At 67.8% G+C, this 15,833-nt stretch carries 13 protein-coding genes; 10 read left to right on the top strand and 3 right to left on the bottom strand.

Annotation, left to right across the window (positions count from 1 at the left end; translation table 11 throughout):
- The first annotated feature begins 99 nt into the window (after window positions 1-99).
- Window positions 100-489 (top strand): response regulator transcription factor, encoded by a 390-nt coding sequence (locus LL236_RS03425; protein ID WP_228177393.1) that lies wholly within the window; start codon window positions 100-102, stop codon window positions 487-489.
- Here LL236_RS03425 and LL236_RS03420 read toward each other — a convergent pair.
- Window positions 443-1,639 carry an ROK family transcriptional regulator gene (locus tag LL236_RS03420; protein WP_228177392.1) on the bottom strand — a complete coding sequence of 399 codons (1,197 nt, stop codon included), beginning with the start codon at window positions 1,637-1,639 and terminating at the stop codon, window positions 443-445. The genes LL236_RS03425 and LL236_RS03420 overlap by 47 nt on opposite strands.
- A gap of 91 nt (window positions 1,640-1,730) precedes the next feature.
- Here LL236_RS03420 and xylA point away from each other — a divergent pair, with 91 nt between their 5' ends.
- The 8 genes from xylA to LL236_RS03380 all read left to right on the top strand — a co-directional run bounded on the left by xylA (window position 1,731) and on the right by LL236_RS03380 (window position 13,684).
- The gene (gene xylA / locus LL236_RS03415) at window positions 1,731-2,918 is read left to right on the top strand and encodes a xylose isomerase (protein WP_228177391.1); all 1,188 of its coding nucleotides are present in this window, start codon (window positions 1,731-1,733) and stop codon (window positions 2,916-2,918) included.
- Between the two features lie 159 nt (window positions 2,919-3,077).
- Complete coding sequence (xylB, locus tag LL236_RS03410) at window positions 3,078-4,412, top strand: xylulokinase (RefSeq protein WP_228177390.1); 1,335 nt, start codon at window positions 3,078-3,080, stop codon at window positions 4,410-4,412.
- Between the two features lie 121 nt (window positions 4,413-4,533).
- Complete coding sequence (locus LL236_RS03405) at window positions 4,534-5,256, top strand: GTP pyrophosphokinase (protein ID WP_228177389.1); 723 nt, start codon at window positions 4,534-4,536, stop codon at window positions 5,254-5,256.
- 97 nt (window positions 5,257-5,353) lie between these two features.
- Window positions 5,354-7,564: a glycogen debranching protein GlgX gene (glgX, locus tag LL236_RS03400; RefSeq protein ID WP_228177388.1), complete on the top strand. Its 2,211-nt coding sequence runs from the start codon at window positions 5,354-5,356 to the stop codon at window positions 7,562-7,564.
- Window positions 7,565-7,566: 2 nt separating this feature from the next.
- The gene (gene treY / locus LL236_RS03395) at window positions 7,567-10,035 is read left to right on the top strand and encodes a malto-oligosyltrehalose synthase (RefSeq protein ID WP_228177387.1); all 2,469 of its coding nucleotides are present in this window, start codon (window positions 7,567-7,569) and stop codon (window positions 10,033-10,035) included.
- Window positions 10,032-11,834: a malto-oligosyltrehalose trehalohydrolase gene (treZ, locus tag LL236_RS03390; protein ID WP_228177386.1), complete on the top strand. Its 1,803-nt coding sequence runs from the start codon at window positions 10,032-10,034 to the stop codon at window positions 11,832-11,834. Before treY ends, treZ begins: the two co-directional genes overlap by 4 nt.
- Before the next feature lie 154 nt (window positions 11,835-11,988).
- Window positions 11,989-13,179 (top strand): cation:proton antiporter, encoded by a 1,191-nt coding sequence (locus LL236_RS03385; RefSeq protein ID WP_228177385.1) that lies wholly within the window; start codon window positions 11,989-11,991, stop codon window positions 13,177-13,179.
- Window positions 13,166-13,684: a glutaminase gene (locus LL236_RS03380; RefSeq protein ID WP_228177384.1), complete on the top strand. Its 519-nt coding sequence runs from the start codon at window positions 13,166-13,168 to the stop codon at window positions 13,682-13,684. The genes LL236_RS03385 and LL236_RS03380 overlap by 14 nt, the downstream gene beginning before the upstream one ends.
- Window positions 13,685-13,804: 120 nt before the next feature.
- On the opposite strand, the gene LL236_RS03375 is transcribed toward LL236_RS03380, so the two are convergent.
- Both LL236_RS03375 and LL236_RS03370 read right to left on the bottom strand, forming a co-directional pair.
- On the bottom strand, window positions 13,805-14,374 hold the full coding sequence (locus LL236_RS03375) for a LysR family substrate-binding domain-containing protein (RefSeq protein WP_374198001.1): 570 nt from the start codon (window positions 14,372-14,374) through the stop codon (window positions 13,805-13,807).
- A 131-nt stretch (window positions 14,375-14,505) separates the two neighbouring features.
- Entirely contained in the window at window positions 14,506-14,913 is a 408-nt protein-coding gene (locus LL236_RS03370) for a transferase (RefSeq protein WP_374198000.1), read from the bottom strand.
- A gap of 189 nt (window positions 14,914-15,102) precedes the next feature.
- On the opposite strand from LL236_RS03370, the gene LL236_RS03365 reads away from it, so the two are divergent.
- On the top strand, window positions 15,103-15,804 hold the full coding sequence (locus LL236_RS03365; RefSeq protein ID WP_228177381.1) for a YitT family protein: 702 nt from the start codon (window positions 15,103-15,105) through the stop codon (window positions 15,802-15,804).
- Window positions 15,805-15,833: the final 29 nt, after the last annotated feature.

Here is a 15,833-nt window from a genome sequence, read left to right as displayed (position 1 = left end):
GCCCGATCCCTTCTGACCTGCCCACCCCTTCGGACTAGCATGGCTCACAGCAGGGGCTTTCGCAGGCCTGAAGCAGACTTTTGCCGAAGGGAGGGTCGCGTGGCGCGCATCATCGTCATCGATGACGACGCGGACATCGTCCGGCTCGTCGCGATCCGTCTCGCTCGTGCTGGCCACGATGTTGACGAATACTACGACGGCACCTCCGGACTCGGGGCGATCCAATCGTCGAAGCCGGACCTTGCCGTTGTCGACTGGATGATGCCGGGTCTCGACGGCATCGGCGTCGCGCAGGCGGTGCGGGCGGATGCCGCACTCGCCGCGATGCCCCTGCTGCTGCTCACGGCCCGCTCAGACCCCGCCGAACACGATTACGCATGCGCGCAAGGTTTCTCTGCTGTCGTGACCAAACCCTTCACGAAGGCGGAGTTGCTGAGCGCGGTCAGCGCGCTTCTTCCAGAGGACCAGGCCGCTCCGGAAGCCGGCTGAGCGGATCTGCCAGCAGGCCAGCGAACGCCGCCTCGGCGGCGCCGATCAGCAGCCTGTCATCGGCCAGGACCGCGGCGCGGATGTCGACGTCCTCGGCGTTCGCGGGCATCGACTGCGCGCGTACGAGATCGGTGAGCTGATCCGTGGCCCCCTCCGTGAGCATCGCGAGGAAGCCGCCGAGCACGATCGCGCGAGGGTTCAGGACGTTGACGGCGTTCGCCAGCGCTGTCGCGAGAATCCGTCGTTGCCTGTCGGTCTCGGCGGCGACGCTGGGGTCATCGGATGTCGACAGCGCAGCAGCCAACGTCGGGTCGTCGGCGCTCGTCAGGCCGACTGCCCGCAGAAGCCGTGAGCGGCTGACTTCGTCCTCGAGGACGCCCTCGGGAGCTTGCTGATCGGCCGTGCTGGCGATGCCGGGACGGTTCTGACCGAACTCACCGGCGTAGCCGGAAACCCCTCGCACCGGCATCCCGTGAACGATCAGACCGCCACCGATGCCGCTGGCGCCACCGTTGAGATAGACGACGTGGTCGAGTCCCCGCGCCGCGCCGTAGAGGTGCTCGGCGACGGCTCCGAGGGTCGCGTCGTTGTCGACGGCCGTGGGCAGCCCGGTCGCGTCGGCGACGAGTTCCCGGATCGGTGCATCGTGCCATTCGAGGTGGGGGGCGGTGCGCACCAGGCCGTCCCGCGCGCGGACGAGCCCGGGAACCGCGATCCCGATGCCGACGATGCGGCGCCCTGCGAGTGCGGTCTCCTGCCACGCAGCGACCGTGTCGGCCACGAGAGCCGCAGTCTCGCCGGGAGTGACGAGTTCGGTGCGCTCGATCCGGAGCCGGGCGGCGATCGATTGGTCGAGGGCTACCGCCGCGATCGTCACGGCATCCACCTCGGGGTTCACGGCGACCGCGACGATCCGGGGATCGGCGGCGACGATCGGCGACGGGCGGCCGACGCGCCGAGAGGGATCGGGGGCGGTCTCTGTCACAAGGCCCGCCGTGCACAGTTCGGCAACGAGATCGGCGATCGTCGAACGGTTGAGTCCCGTCGCGAGGGTCAGAGCTGCCCGCGACCGGGGGCCTTCGAGGTGGACCTGCCCGAGAACGCGAGCGAGATTGCGGGTCCTGACGCTGTCGGTTCCCGGCTCGAGCATGCGTTCACTGTAGGGGATAGCGGAGGCATCCGTCGTGGTATAGGTTGTTGCTCGCAACAATTATCCGCGTGCCTCGTGCAAAGGAGCAGTCATGCCCACCCCCACCCCCGCCGACAAGTTCTCTTTCGGCCTCTGGACCATCGGCTACAACGGGGCAGATCCGTTCGGTGGACCCACCCGGCCAGCGCTTGACGTCGTCCACGCCGTCGAGAAGCTCGCCGAGCTCGGCGCCTACGGTCTCACTTTCCACGACGACGACCTGTTCGCCTTCGGATCGACCGATGCCGAGCGCCAGACTCAGATCGACCGCCTCAAGGGCGCCCTGGCCGACACCGGCCTCATCATCCCGATGGTGACGACCAACCTGTTCTCGGCCCCCGTCTTCAAGGACGGCGGATTCACCTCCAACGACCGGCAGGTGCGCCGCTTCGCCCTGCGCAAGGTGCTGCGCAACCTCGACCTCGCGGCCGAGCTCGGCGCCAAGACCTTCGTCATGTGGGGCGGGCGTGAAGGCGCCGAGTACGACGCCGCCAAAGACATCCGCGCCGCCCTCGAGCGCTACCGCGAGGCAGTCAACCTGCTCGGTGACTACGTGACCGACAAGGGTTACGACATCCGCTTCGCTATCGAGCCCAAGCCCAACGAGCCCCGCGGTGACATCCTGCTGCCGACCGTCGGTCACGCCCTCGCATTCATCGAGTCGCTCGAGCGTCCCGAGCTCGTGGGCCTGAACCCTGAGGTCGGTCACGAGCAGATGGCGGGCCTGAACTTCGCCGCCGGAATCGCGCAAGCGCTCTACCACGGCAAGCTCTACCACATCGATCTCAACGGCCAGCGGGGCATCAAGTACGACCAGGACCTCGTCTTCGGTCACGGCGACCTGCACAACGCGTTCGCCCTCGTGGACCTGCTCGAAAACGGCGGCCCGAACGGCGGACCCGCATACGAGGGCCCTCGCCACTTCGACTACAAGCCGAGCCGCACCGAGGACGAGTGCGGCGTGTGGGATTCCGCTGCGGCCAACATGCGCACCTACCTGCTCCTCAAGGAACGGGCGCAGGCCTTCCGCGCCGACCCCGAGGTGCAGGAGGCGCTGGCTGCCGCACGCGTGCCCGAGCTGTCGGTGACCACGCTCGGCGAGGGTGAGTCCTACGACGACCTGCTCGCTGACCGCTCGGCGTACGAGGAGTTCGACCCGGCGCAGTACTTCGGTGGCAAGGGATTCGGCTTCGTGCGTCTGCAGCAGCTGGCCACCGAGCACCTGATGGGCGCCCGCTAGTCAGTCCAACCGCCGCTTCGGCCCCGACGCCGGTGGTGGCTAACTCCTCAATCCTCGCGGATCGGGCCCGAATCGGCATGTCGATCGGGCCCGATCCGCGTCGAGAATGAGGAGTTGCCGACGCCGAACGCGCCCGACAAGACCTGAGGAGAACCTGACGTGACACTGGTGATGGGGGTCGATTCGTCGACCCAGTCGTGCAAGGTCGTCATGACGGATGCCGAGACCGGCGCGGTCATCCGGGAAGGCCGCGCCGCCCATCCGGCGGGTACCGAGGTGGACCCCGCCGCGTGGTGGTCAGCGCTGCAGGAGGCGGTCTCGGCAGCCGGCGGCCTCGATGATGTGGCTGCCTGGTCGATCGGGGGTCAGCAGCACGGCATGGTGGTGCTGGATGCCGATGGTCGCGTCATCCGTCCCGCGCTGCTGTGGAACGACACCCGGTCCGCCGGGGCGGCGACCGATCTCATCGCCGAATTCGGTGCTGAGGACCTTGCTCGGCGCACGGGTCTCGTGCCGGTCGCCTCGTTCACCATCACGAAGCTCCGGTGGCTGCGCGATCACGAACCCGAGAACGCAGCCCGAGTGGCGGCAGTCGCACTCCCGCACGATTGGCTGACGTGGCGGCTGCGAGGCTACGGTCCTCGCGGCGAATCTGCTCGCGGTCCCGTGCTCGAAGAACTCGTCACGGACCGGTCGGACGCCTCGGGCACCGGGTACTGGTCGCCGGATGCCTGGCGTGCGGACGCGGCAGGGAAGGTCGTGGCCGACGGCTACGACCGCGATCTGCTGGCCGCCGCGCTCGGCCATGACGCCGCGCTCCCCCGGGTGCTCGGTCCGCGGGAGTGGGTGGCAGGTCGCGACGGCAGGCGTGTCGCGCCCGGCGCTGGGGATAACGCCGGCGCCGCGCTCGGGGTCGGTGCCGGCCCCGGCGATGTCGTCATCTCGATCGGAACGAGCGGAACCGTCTTCGCCGTGAGTGAGCATCGGACGATCGACCCCACCGGGACTGTTGCCGGGTTCGCGGATGCCGACGGGCATTTCCTGCCGCTTGTCGCGACCCTCAACGCGGCGCGGGTGCTCGACACGATCGCGGCGTTGCTCTCCGTCGACCACGATGGCCTCAGCCGGCTAGCGCTGGCCGCCGAGCCGGGAGCCGCGGGCCTGACCCTCCTCCCGTACTTCGAGGGGGAGCGCACGCCCAATCTGCCGGATGCGACAGCTGCCCTCACCGGCATGACCCTCGCCTCGACAACACGCGAAAACCTGGCCCGCGCCGCCGTCGAAGGCATGCTGTCTGGGCTCGGCGCTGGCCTGGACGCCCTGCGCGCTCTCGATGTGCCGCTTCGCCGCGCGGTACTGATCGGTGGCGGCGCTCAGTCCGACGCAGTTCGCGAGATCGCCCCGGCGGTGTTCGGGATGCCCGTGGAGGTTCCGTCGCCCGGTGAGTACGTGGCGCTCGGCGCCGCTCGTCAGGCTGCGTCCGTCCTGGACTGATCTCCCCCTCCCGTCCGTGCCCGCGAGACTGCACGGTGCAGCCTCGTGCGGGCGGGGAGGGGGTCGCGCTCGGCTGTCGGACTCACAGCGATCTCGTACCCGCGGTCCGTAGGTTGGCGGCATGAGTCACGCGTCGGCCATGCACCCCGCGACCTCGCAGCTTTCGCACCCGGCTTCCGATGAGGTGACTGTCTCGCTCTCGCAGTTGAGGGCCGCCCGCGACGAGGTGCAGCGCTTCTTGTTGCCCTACCAGTTCGGCCTGAAGGAAATCGAGACGAAGGTCGAGATCCTGCGCGACGAGTTTCTGCAACTGCACGATTACAACCCGATCGAGCACATCTCCAGCCGCGTGAAATCCGCCGACAGTCTCGTCGCCAAGGTCGGTCGTAAGGGCATCGACGGGGACTTCGACTCGATCCGAGCGCACATCACCGATATCGCGGGCATCCGGGTCACCTGCAGTTTCGTGGCAGATACGTACCGCCTGTTCGACCTGCTGACCCAGCAGGACGACATCGAGGTGCATTCGGTGAAGGATTACATCGCCGATCCGAAACCCAATGGCTACAAGAGCCTGCACGCGATCGTGCGGGTTCCCGTATTCCTCTCGACCGGCCGCCTCGACGTGCCGGTCGAAGTCCAGTTCCGCACGATCGCGATGGATTTCTGGGCGAGCCTCGAGCACAAGATCTACTACAAGTTCGACCGCCAGGTACCCGAGACTCTGCTTGCGGAGCTGAAGGATGCCGCGGCAAGCGCCGCAGAACTCGACGAACGGATGCAGCGCCTGCACCGTCAGGTGCACGGCATCCGTCCGGCTCCACCGCGAACTCTCGAGGTCTGATCTTCCGCCGCTCTAGCAGGGCTGAGCTCCCGGTAGCAACCACCCCCACCGGGAAACCCTGCTCGACTAGGGTGGAATCCCACCAGGAAGGGGTGCCGTGCAGACATGGCCAGGGTCGGCGTATCCGTTGGGTGCGACCTTCGATGGGAACGGAACCAACTTCGCCCTCTTCAGTGAGGGCGCTGACCGAGTCGAGCTGTGCCTGTTCGGCGAGCGCGGTCGGGAGACACGCGTCGACATGCTCGAGGTCGATGCGTACGTGTGGCACGCGTACCTCCCCAACATCGCACCGGGGCAGCGCTACGGGTACCGCGTCCACGGCGAGTACGACCCGACATCCGGCAAGCGGTTCAACCCCAACAAGCTGCTCCTTGACCCCTACGCGAAAGCTGTCGACGGGCAGGTGAACTGGGGCCAGTCGGTGTTCGGTTATACCTTCGGCGACCCCGACTCGCGCAACGACGACGACTCCGCCGCCGACATGATGAAGGGCGTTGTCATCAATCCCTTCTTCGACTGGGGCGGTGACCGGCCGCCGCGAATCCCGTACTCGGAATCCTTCATCTACGAGGCCCACGTCAAGGGGCTGACGATGCGGCATCCTGACATTCCGGATGAGATCCGCGGCACCTACAGCGCCATCGCGCACCCGCTGATCATCGAGCACCTCAAGCGGCTCGGGGTCACGGCGATCGAGCTGCTGCCGGTGCACCAGTTCATCAACGACTCGATGCTGGAAGAGAAGGGCCTCTCCAACTACTGGGGTTACAACACGATCGCCTTCCTCGCGCCGCAGAACACCTACTCCTCGTCGGGGCAGCGGGGGCAGCAGGTGCAGGAGTTCAAGGGCATGGTGCGCGCCCTGCACGAGGCCGGTATCGAGGTCATCCTGGATGTCGTCTACAACCACACCGCAGAGGGCAACCACCTGGGTCCCACACTCTCCTTCCGCGGCATCGATAACGAGGCCTACTACCGCCTCGAGAATGACGACAAGCGGTACTACACCGACTACACCGGCACGGGCAACAGCCTGAACGTCGGCAACCCGCACGCACTGCAGCTGATCATGGACTCGCTGCGGTACTGGGTGCTCGAGATGCACGTCGACGGCTTCCGCTTCGACCTCGCTGCGACCCTCGCCCGAGAGTTCTACGACGTCGATCGACTCGCCACGTTCTTCGAACTCGTCCAGCAAGATCCCGTGGTCAGTCAGGTCAAGCTCATCGCCGAGCCCTGGGATGTCGGTCCCGGCGGCTATCAGGTCGGGAACTTCCCGCCGCAATGGACGGAGTGGAACGGTAAGTACCGCGACACCGTCCGCGATTTCTGGCGGGGTGAGCCGCAGGCCCTCGGAGAGTTCGCCTCGCGGCTGACCGGATCCAGCGACCTGTACGCGCACTCCGGGCGCTGGCCGGTGGCATCCATCAACTTCGTCACAGCTCACGACGGGTTCACGCTGCGCGACCTCGTCTCGTATGAGCAGAAGCACAACGAGGCCAACGGTGAGGACGGGCGCGACGGCGCTGATGACAACCGGTCGATGAACTTCGGGGTCGAAGGTCCCACCGACGACCCGCAGGTCAACGAACTGCGGGAGCGGATGCAGCGCAACTTCATTGCGACGCTGCTGCTGTCGCAGGGTGTGCCCATGCTGCTGCACGGCGACGAGCTCGGGCGCACGCAGGGCGGCAACAACAACGGTTACGCCCAGGACAACGAGATCACCTGGATCGACTGGGAGAACGTCGACGCGAGTCTGATCGATTTCACGTCGGCACTGGCCCGCCTGCGCCGCGATCACCCCACGTTCCGGCGTCGCCGCTTCTTCGACGGGCGTCCCGTCCGCCGCGAAGAAGTGGAGCGCATCCCCGACATCGTGTGGCTGCGGCCGGACGGCACGCAGATGCAGCCGGAAGACTGGGACTCCGGATTCGGACGCTCGATCGGCGTGTTCCTCAACGGGAACGGCATCCGTGAGCGCGACCGCCGTGGCGAGCCGATCACCGATCTGCACTTCCTCGTGCTCTTCAACGCCGGCGACGAGCCGGTCGAGTTCACGCTCCCGGATGTCGAATTCAGCCCCAACTGGGACGTTCTGGTCGACACCGCCGGGACGCTCGCCAACACCGAGCCGGTCCATCCGGGCGCGGCAGTGGACCTCGCTGCCAAGTCGGTGGTCGTGCTGTGTGAACACGTCGAGGAAGAGGCCGAGGTCGAAAGGTTCGTCGCAGCCTCCCTGGCCACCGGAACTGTCTCGATCGACGAGGTCCCGGGAGCGGCCCCCAAGGAAGAACTGTCGAGGTAGCGATGCATCCTGAGTCGACCTACCGCCTGCAGATCCGCGCCGCGTTCGACCTGGATGCCGCAGCCGCCGTCACCGGGTACCTGCGCGACCTCGGCGTCGGTTGGGCCTATCTTTCCCCGCTGTTGCAGTCGACTTCCGGCTCCGATCACGGATACGACGTCGTCGACCCGACCCGCGTAGACCCCGCCCGCGGCGGGGCGGAGGGACTCGAACGCTTCGCCGCTGCCGCGCGCGCCGCGGGCCTCGGCATTCTCATCGACACGGTTCCCAACCACATGGGGATCGCGGTGCCCGCCGAGAACCCGTGGTGGTGGGACGTGCTGCTGCGTGGTCGCGACTCGCGGTACGCCGCAGCGTTCGACATCGATTGGGAGTTCGGCGGCGGAAAGGTGCGAGTGCCGGTCCTCGGGTCGGACGCCGACGAGATCATCGATGCGATGGAGATCCGGGTGGATCCGGCGCCGACGGCGCTCGCGCCCCACGGCACGGTGCGCTACTTCGACCACGAGTTCCCGCTCGCGGAGGGGACCGCGCCGGCGGAAGCGACGTCGTACCCGGATGCCGTCCGCCAGGTGCTCGCTCGACAGCACTTCGAGCTGATGTTCTGGCAGCTCGAGGCATCCGAGCTGAACTACCGGCGCTTTTTCGCGGTCTCGACCCTGGCGGGAGTGCGCGTCGAAGACCCGGTGGTCTTCGACGAGGCCCACGAAGAGGTGGCGCGGTGGTTCCGGGAGGGGCTGGCCGATGGCCTGCGCATCGATCACCCCGACGGGCTTGTCGACCCCGGCGGCTATCTCGAACGGCTCGGCTCGCTCACCGGCCGCCGGTACACGCTGGTCGAGAAGATCCTCGAGCACAGCGCGACGGAGCATCCTGAGTTGCTGCCGGCCTGGTGGGACACCGACGGCACGACCGGGTACGACGCCATGGCCGAGATCGACCGCGTCCTCATCGACCCTGACGGTGAGGGTGCCCTTGACGCCCTCGACGAGCGGCTGCGCCGCGCGACCGGCCTGCGGCCGGCGCAACCCTGGCCCGATCTCATCCACGACACCAAGCGGATGATCGCAGACACGATCCAGGGCAGCGAGATCGCCCGACTCGTGCGATGTCTGCCCGAGCACGTGGCGCTCGCTGCTCCGGATGCCGCCGATGCCCTGGCTGAGATCCTCGCCTGCTTCCCCGTCTACCGCTCCTACCTCCCCGCGGGGCGGGAGGCACTCGATGAAGCCCTGGCCGAGGCATCCGCTCGCCGCCCCGACCTGGCCGCGGCGATCGATACGCTCTCGCCGTTCGTGGCCGACCCGGCGCTCGAGGTGGCCCGCCGCTTCCAGCAGACGACGGGCCCGGTCATGGCCAAGGGCGTCGAAGACACCGCGTTCTACCGGGCCACGCGCCTGGGCACCCTCACCGAGGTCGGCGGGGATCCGTCGGTGTTCTCGCTATCGGTCGCGGGGCTCCACGAGGCGTTTGCCCGCAGGCAGGCACAGCGGCCGACATCGATGACGTCCCTGTCGACGCACGACACGAAGCGCGGGGAGGACGTGCGGGCGCGCCTCTCGGTGCTCGCCGAGATCCCGCATCGCTGGGCGAACGTGCTCGAACAGTTGCGAGGAATCGCCTCGACGGGACACGGGCCGTTCGACGCCCTGCTGTGGCAGGCGATCATCGGATCGTGGCCCGCCACTCCTGAGCGCCTGCACGCCTACGCCGAGAAGGCAGCACGGGAAGCGGCAGAGGCAACGACCTGGTGGAATCCCGATGCCGACTTCGAGCGCCGGATGCACGCCGTCGTCGACGCTGCGTACGGTGAAGCCAGGGAACTGGTCGAGGCTTTCGTCGCCGAGATCGCGCAGCCGGGGTGGAGTAACTCGCTGTCTGCGAAGCTCGTGCAGGTGGCTGGGCCCGGAGTTCCCGACGTTTACCAGGGGTCGGAGTTGTGGGAGACCTCTCTGGTGGACCCCGACAACCGTCGCGCTGTCGACTTCGCGAAGCGCGCGGCGATGCTCGCCGAGCTCGACCGTGGCGAGTCCGAGGGGAACGTTCCCGCCATCGACGCTTCGGGGGCAGCGAAGCTGCTGGTCACCTCGCGCGCGCTGCGGTTGCGGCGCGACCGGCCCGAGCTGTTCACGCGCTATCTGCCCGTCGAGGTGCTGGGTTCGGCGTCCGGGCACGCCATAGCTTTCGACCGGGGTGGGGCGATCGCCGTCGCCACCCGGCTGCCCGTGGGCCTGGTGGCGGGGGGCGGCTGGGGCGACACCCGGATGCTGATTCCGGGCGGAACCTGGACCGATGCGCTCACGGGCCGGGCCTATCCCGGCGGAGACGTGCCCCTGGGCGAGGTGCTGAGCGCGCTTCCTGTCGCGCTCCTGACACGTCAGACACCCGAGAAGCGTCGAGACACCGCACGTGACGGGGTTTCTCACACAGGCTCCGGTGTCTCGGGTTCCAGAGAAGCGGAGGAAGCATGATCGAGGTCTGGGCTCCCCGAGCGGAGCGGGTACGGATGCGTCGACCCGGCCATGCCGACGCGGAGATGACCGTGCGTGAGCGCGGATGGTGGACGGCAGACGTTGAGCTTGCTGATGGTGACGAGTACGGGTTCGTCCTCGGGGACGGCGACGCGCTGCGCCCCGATCCGCGGTCGCGGCGTCAGCCCCGGGGAGTGCACGAAGCATCGGCGTTCTTCGACGCCGAAGCCTTCGCGTGGACCGACGGCTCGTGGACCGGACGTCAGTTGGCCGGCGGCCTGATCTACGAGATGCACGTCGGAACCTTCACTCCCGAAGGCACCCTGGATGCCGCCATCGAGCGGTTCGATCACCTGATCTCGCTCGGGGTCACGCACGTCGAGCTGCTGCCGGTCAACGGGTTCAACGGCGTCTGGAACTGGGGCTACGACGGCGTGCTCTGGTACACGGTCCATGAGGCCTACGGCGGCCCCGCCGCCTATCAGCGGTTCGTGGATGCCGCGCACGCCGCGGGGCTGGCCGTCATCCAGGACGTCGTCTATAACCACCTCGGCCCCAGCGGGAACTATCTGCCCGAGTTCGGCCCGTACCTGCGTGATGCGGCGCGCAACACGTGGGGACTGTCGGTCAACCTCGACGCGCGCGAGGTGCGCGAGTTCATCATCCAGAACTCCCTCATGTGGCTGCGCGATTACCACGTCGACGGGCTGCGGCTGGATGCCGTGCATGCCCTCCGTGATGAGAGCCCGACCCACATCCTGCAGGAGCTCGCCGAGGCCGCCGATGCCCTCTCGGCGCACCAGGGTCGGCCGCTGACGCTCATCGCGGAGTCCGATCTGAACGACCCGACTCTGATCCTGCCGCGGGAAGCCGGCGGGTACGGTCTCACCGCACAGTGGAGCGATGACTACCACCACGCGCTCCATGTCGCAGTCAGCGGCGAGACCGTGGGGTACTACGAGGACTTCGGCGCGCTGGGCGCCTTCCCCAAGGTCTGGACCGAAGGGTTCTTCCACAACGGCACCTACTCGTCGTTCCGGGGGCGGGACCACGGCTTCCCGATCCCACCGACGGTTCCCACCTGGCGGCTGGTGACCTTCGGCCAAGACCATGATCAGATCGGTAATCGCGCCGCCGGCGACAGGCTCAGCCAGTCCCTCTCCACCGACCGGCTTGCCGTCGCAGCGGTCTTGACACTGACTACGCCCGGAACGCCGATGCTGTTCATGGGCGAGGAATGGGGAGCATCCACGCCGTGGCAGTTCTTCACCTCGCACCCGGAGCCCGAGCTGAGGGAAGCTACCGCAAAGGGTCGCATCGAGGAGTTCGAGAAAATGGGCTGGGACCCGGCGATCGTCCCCGACCCGCAGGATCCCGAGACCTTCCACCGCTCGAAGCTGGACTGGGCAGAGGCAGCCACCTCACCGGAGGTGGGGGTCGACCACGCGCGGCTGCTGCAGCTGTATCGCGACCTCGCCGCGGTGCGTCGCGCGCGGCCCGAGCTGACAGATCCCGCCTTCGCGGACTGCGATGCGCTTTCGGGGAGTGGTGCCGACAGCGATGATCCGCGGGCGCGGTGGTTCGTGCTCCAGCGCGGTGAGCTATCGGTCCTCGTGAATCTCACCGGGTCGTCGCACACCTTCGCCGTGGCGCCGGATGCCGTCATCCTGCTGAGCGCGGGAGGGGGTGAGGTCGAGCCCGTCATCACCGCGGCGTCCGGCCCCGACCCGTCGGGCGCGGCATCCGTAATCACCCTCGCCCCCGACTCCGCCGCGATCGTCGCCCCCGCTCGCCCCTGACCCGAGCCCCGAACCGAGCGCCGAACCCACAGGTTTGGGTGCGAGCCCACACGTTTCTGCGTGCGGATCGTGTGGGTTCGCGCAGAAGAGTGTGGGTTCGTGCCGGTGGTTGCCCCTGACCCGAGCCCGGGCTGGTGCTCGCTATCGTGAAGGGATGTCCGCGAATCTCCTGATCATCCCGCTGCTGGCAGCGCTCGCACCGCTGCTGACCCGGGTGATCGGGCGGTGGTTCGCGGTTCCGATCGTCGTGTTCGAACTCGTGCTCGGCATCCTGGTCGGGCCGTCCGTGCTCGCCTGGGTGGAGCCGGTCGACTTCTTCGCGGCCCTCGCTCAGTTCGGACTCGCGATGCTGTTCTTCGTCGCAGGATCCGAACTCGACTTCACGGCCTTCCGCGGGCGAACCGGCCGCAACGCCGCGGTCGGATGGCTGCTCTCGCTCGGGATCGGCATCCTGATCGGCCTGCTCGTCGGCCCGCTGGGCGCGGCGATCATCATCGGCATCGCGCTGTCGTCGACGGCCCTCGGGACGATCCTTCCCATCCTTCGCGACGCCGGCGAACTGAAGACTCCGTTCGGCAAGGCGGTTGCGGCAGTCGGCGCGGTGGGCGAGTTCGGTCCGCTGGTCGCGATCTCCGTCTTCCTCGGCGGGCGAGACCCGGGCGTCGCCTCGATCGTGCTCGCTGCCTTCCTCGTGATCGCGGGGCTTGCGATCTGGCTCGCCTTCCGGATCCCGCACGGGATGATGCACCGCGTGGTCAGCGCGACGTTGCACACGTCGGGACAGTACGCGATCCGTGTCGTGTTCCTGATCCTCGGGGCGCTGCTCGCCCTGAGTATTGCGCTCGATCTCGACATCCTGCTCGGGGCGTTCACCGCAGGAATCGTGTGGCAGCTCATGATGCGCGACGCATCCGAGGAGAACCGTGAGGCTGTCGAGAGCAAGATCGAGGGGATCGCCTTCGGATTCCTCGTGCCGATCTTCTTCATCTACACCGGCGTCACCTTCGACCTCGCGGCACTGCTGGCAAACCCCGCGCTGCTGCTGTTCGTGCCCGTCGTCCTCGTGGCGTTGCTGATCGTGCGCGGTGTGCCGTCGATGCTCGTCGCACCGCCGGGGTCGCGCGTGCGCGATCGGATCGCTCTTGGTCTCTTGGGTGCGACGGGCCTGCCGATCATCGTCGCCGTCACCGCGATCGGCGTGGACGAGAATCTCCTCACCTCGGCGCAGGCAGCCCTGTTCGTGACCGCGGGAATGCTGTCGGTGCTGATCTATCCGCTCATTGGAATGCTGTTGCGAGGCGAGCGCGTCAGCCGCGTTCCCGCCGAGCTGGATGACGCGGTCTAGCGCGGTGAAACCAGCTGATCTGCCCGGTCTGCTCGCGTGGGCCAGAGCTGAACTCGCCGCGGCGCCGCGGGAGCTGCTCGGCGAGGTAGTGACACCACGGATGCTGGGCATTCCGCGCGCACCGAGGGTCGTCCTCCGCGATGAGGCATGGCATCTCGGCGTGCTCCTGCTCGGCCCCGTCGACCTCTACGCGACCGGCGAGATCGTGAGGTCGCGGGAGCCGGCGCGCCGCGGATACACCGCGGAGTCCCAGCGTGCGCGGGCTGGGCTCGCCGAGGCGGCGTTTCGTGGCGGCATCCTGCCCGGCACCCCGGTCCACCTCGGGTGGCGGCGCATCGACACCTCGACCCTCGGTGAGCAGCCATCAACACAGATAGCGCCGCTCGCAGTGAGCGACGGGCAGCTTCGCGTGCGCTGGAGTATGGCCGGCGGCTACGCGGATGCCGAGACCTACGTTCGCGAGCGGGTCGAGCTGGTTCGGCATCCGCCCCAGGGCGCCACCTGATCCGGTTGCGGCTCTCCCCGAGGTAGGAGAAATCACGCAGGTAGGTGGGTTCTGGGGCTAAACGTCCTACGCCGCGGATTCTTCCTACCGTCGCGAATAGCCGAGGCGCCTGATCCGCCGCTAGGAGCGGGAGGAACGGGTGCTGCGGCCGCGCACGATGCCGACGAAGGCCTCGACCTCGGGTGTGGTGCGCTCAGCTACCCATGCCAGCGCGATGCTCGAGGTGGGACCGCCCGCGAGGGTCCGATACGTGACGTCCTTGCGGTGATGCAGCCGCGCGAGCGACATCGGGACGATCAGGATGCCGACACCCGCCGCCGCCAGTTCGACAGCCGCCTTCGTGTCCGTCGGGGTCACGAAACGCGGCTCGAGGGTTCCCGGGGCTGTCACCCGAAGGACGTCATCCTCCGGGACGATGAGGACCTCGCCCGCCAGGTCCTCGGGGGTAAGCTCCTCGGCCACCGACAGTGCCGAGTCGCTTGAGAAGACCACCACCGGGACCTCGTCATAGAGCGGGATGGCATGGAGGTCGGTCTTGTCGATGGGCAGTCGGACCAGCGCCGCATCGACGCTCCCGGCCACCAACTGGTCACGCTGCGAGGCCGGGCTGATCTCCACCAGCTCCAGGCGCGTGCGCGGCATCCGTTCTCGCCACAGCGAAATCCACCTTCCCGGCGTCGCCCCGGGCACAGCTCCCAACCGGAATAGCTCAGCCGGAGGCGTGTCAGGTGGCACAGGCGCATCACGTGATCGGGGAGATCGGTCGCGCCTGGCCATCCCGTCAGGCTACCGCCACGACAATGGCGACGAGGTTGCCCAGCTCAGGCGGCGAGCCGGAGGCCGCGACGATCTGTCGCTACCCGCTCGTTCTCACCGACGGTCTCGTCGTCGCCGAGAAGCGAGCCGACCGCTACGCGCGCGTGAGCGCCGATGACGGTGCGGATGCCGATCTTGGAGCCGGCGCCGATCGCCGCTCCCGGGCCGATGTGCGCGTGCGGCGCAACGACGACCTCCGGACCGATGAGTGCGTCAGACTCGATCCACACGCCGCGGCCGATTCGGGCGCCAGCAGCGATCTGAACTCCCGGCTCGACATACGCCCCAGCCTCGACGATCGCCGTCGGGTGCACCTTGGCCCCGTGCGCGATCAGCCCTCGCCCGTTGGCGTGCTTGCGATACCGCAGCGTCTCGCCGTGGTCGTTTTCGATGTCGACGTAGTTCTTGCCCACGATCTCCTCCACGGGGCCGTTCGTCCCCAGTACCTTCCCCAACGCCGTGGTACGGAGATTCATTCCCCTGCATCCGTTTGCCGCTGATTGCTTCGTAGCGGCAATGGTGCCGGATCTCGGGTTCGTCGTCTCCCGGCTTGACAATTCTTCGGAACGGGTTCGATTTCGGATTGGCAGAGAATGGGAGGCATGCCAACCGACGATCTCGGCGACGCGCAGCAGGCTGATCCGGCGACCCCGAATCAGCCTTCGACCCCGTCTCCGGAGGCCACCCGCACCCTCGTATTCGATGAGCGAGCTACCGCGCACTCGCCGGCCGAGGACATCCTCGGCATCCTCACCGGAACCTTCACCGCATCACTGGGGCTCTATCTGCTGCAGTCCTCGGAAGCGGTCACCGGCGGCACGGCGGGACTCGCGCTGCTGATCCAGTACGCGTCCGGGTTGCCGTTTTGGATGCTGTTCCTGATCATCAACCTTCCGTTCGCCGTGCTCGCGGTGTGGCAGCGCGGCTGGAGCTTCACGATCCGGACCGTCATCGCGATCGCAATGGTCTCGGGGTGGTCGGTAGTGCACCACGCCCTCTTCGCTATCGATGGCCTCAACCCGATCTACGGCACCCTCGGCGGGAACCTCCTGGCCGGGGTGGGTCTGCTGATCTTGTTCCGGCACCGGGCGAGCCTCGGCGGGATCAACATCATTGCACTCATCGTGCAGGATCGCTGGGGATTCCGGGCAGGCTGGACCCAGATGATCTTCGACGTCATCATCGTTGCCGCGGCACTGCTGGTGGTGCCGTGGCCCAACGTGGTGCTGAGCGCCCTCGGCGCCGTCGTGCTCAACCTCGTGCTGGCGATGAACCACCGCCCGGGCCGCTACATCGGTCACTGATCCCGCGGTCGCTGCCGGCTGCCCGCCAC

It is taken from the genome of Microbacterium schleiferi (assembly GCF_020781975.1).
Taxonomy (GTDB): domain Bacteria; phylum Actinomycetota; class Actinomycetes; order Actinomycetales; family Microbacteriaceae; genus Microbacterium.
The sequence above is the reverse complement of the archived record's forward strand: the minus strand, read 5'-3'. Positions and strand labels throughout refer to the sequence as shown.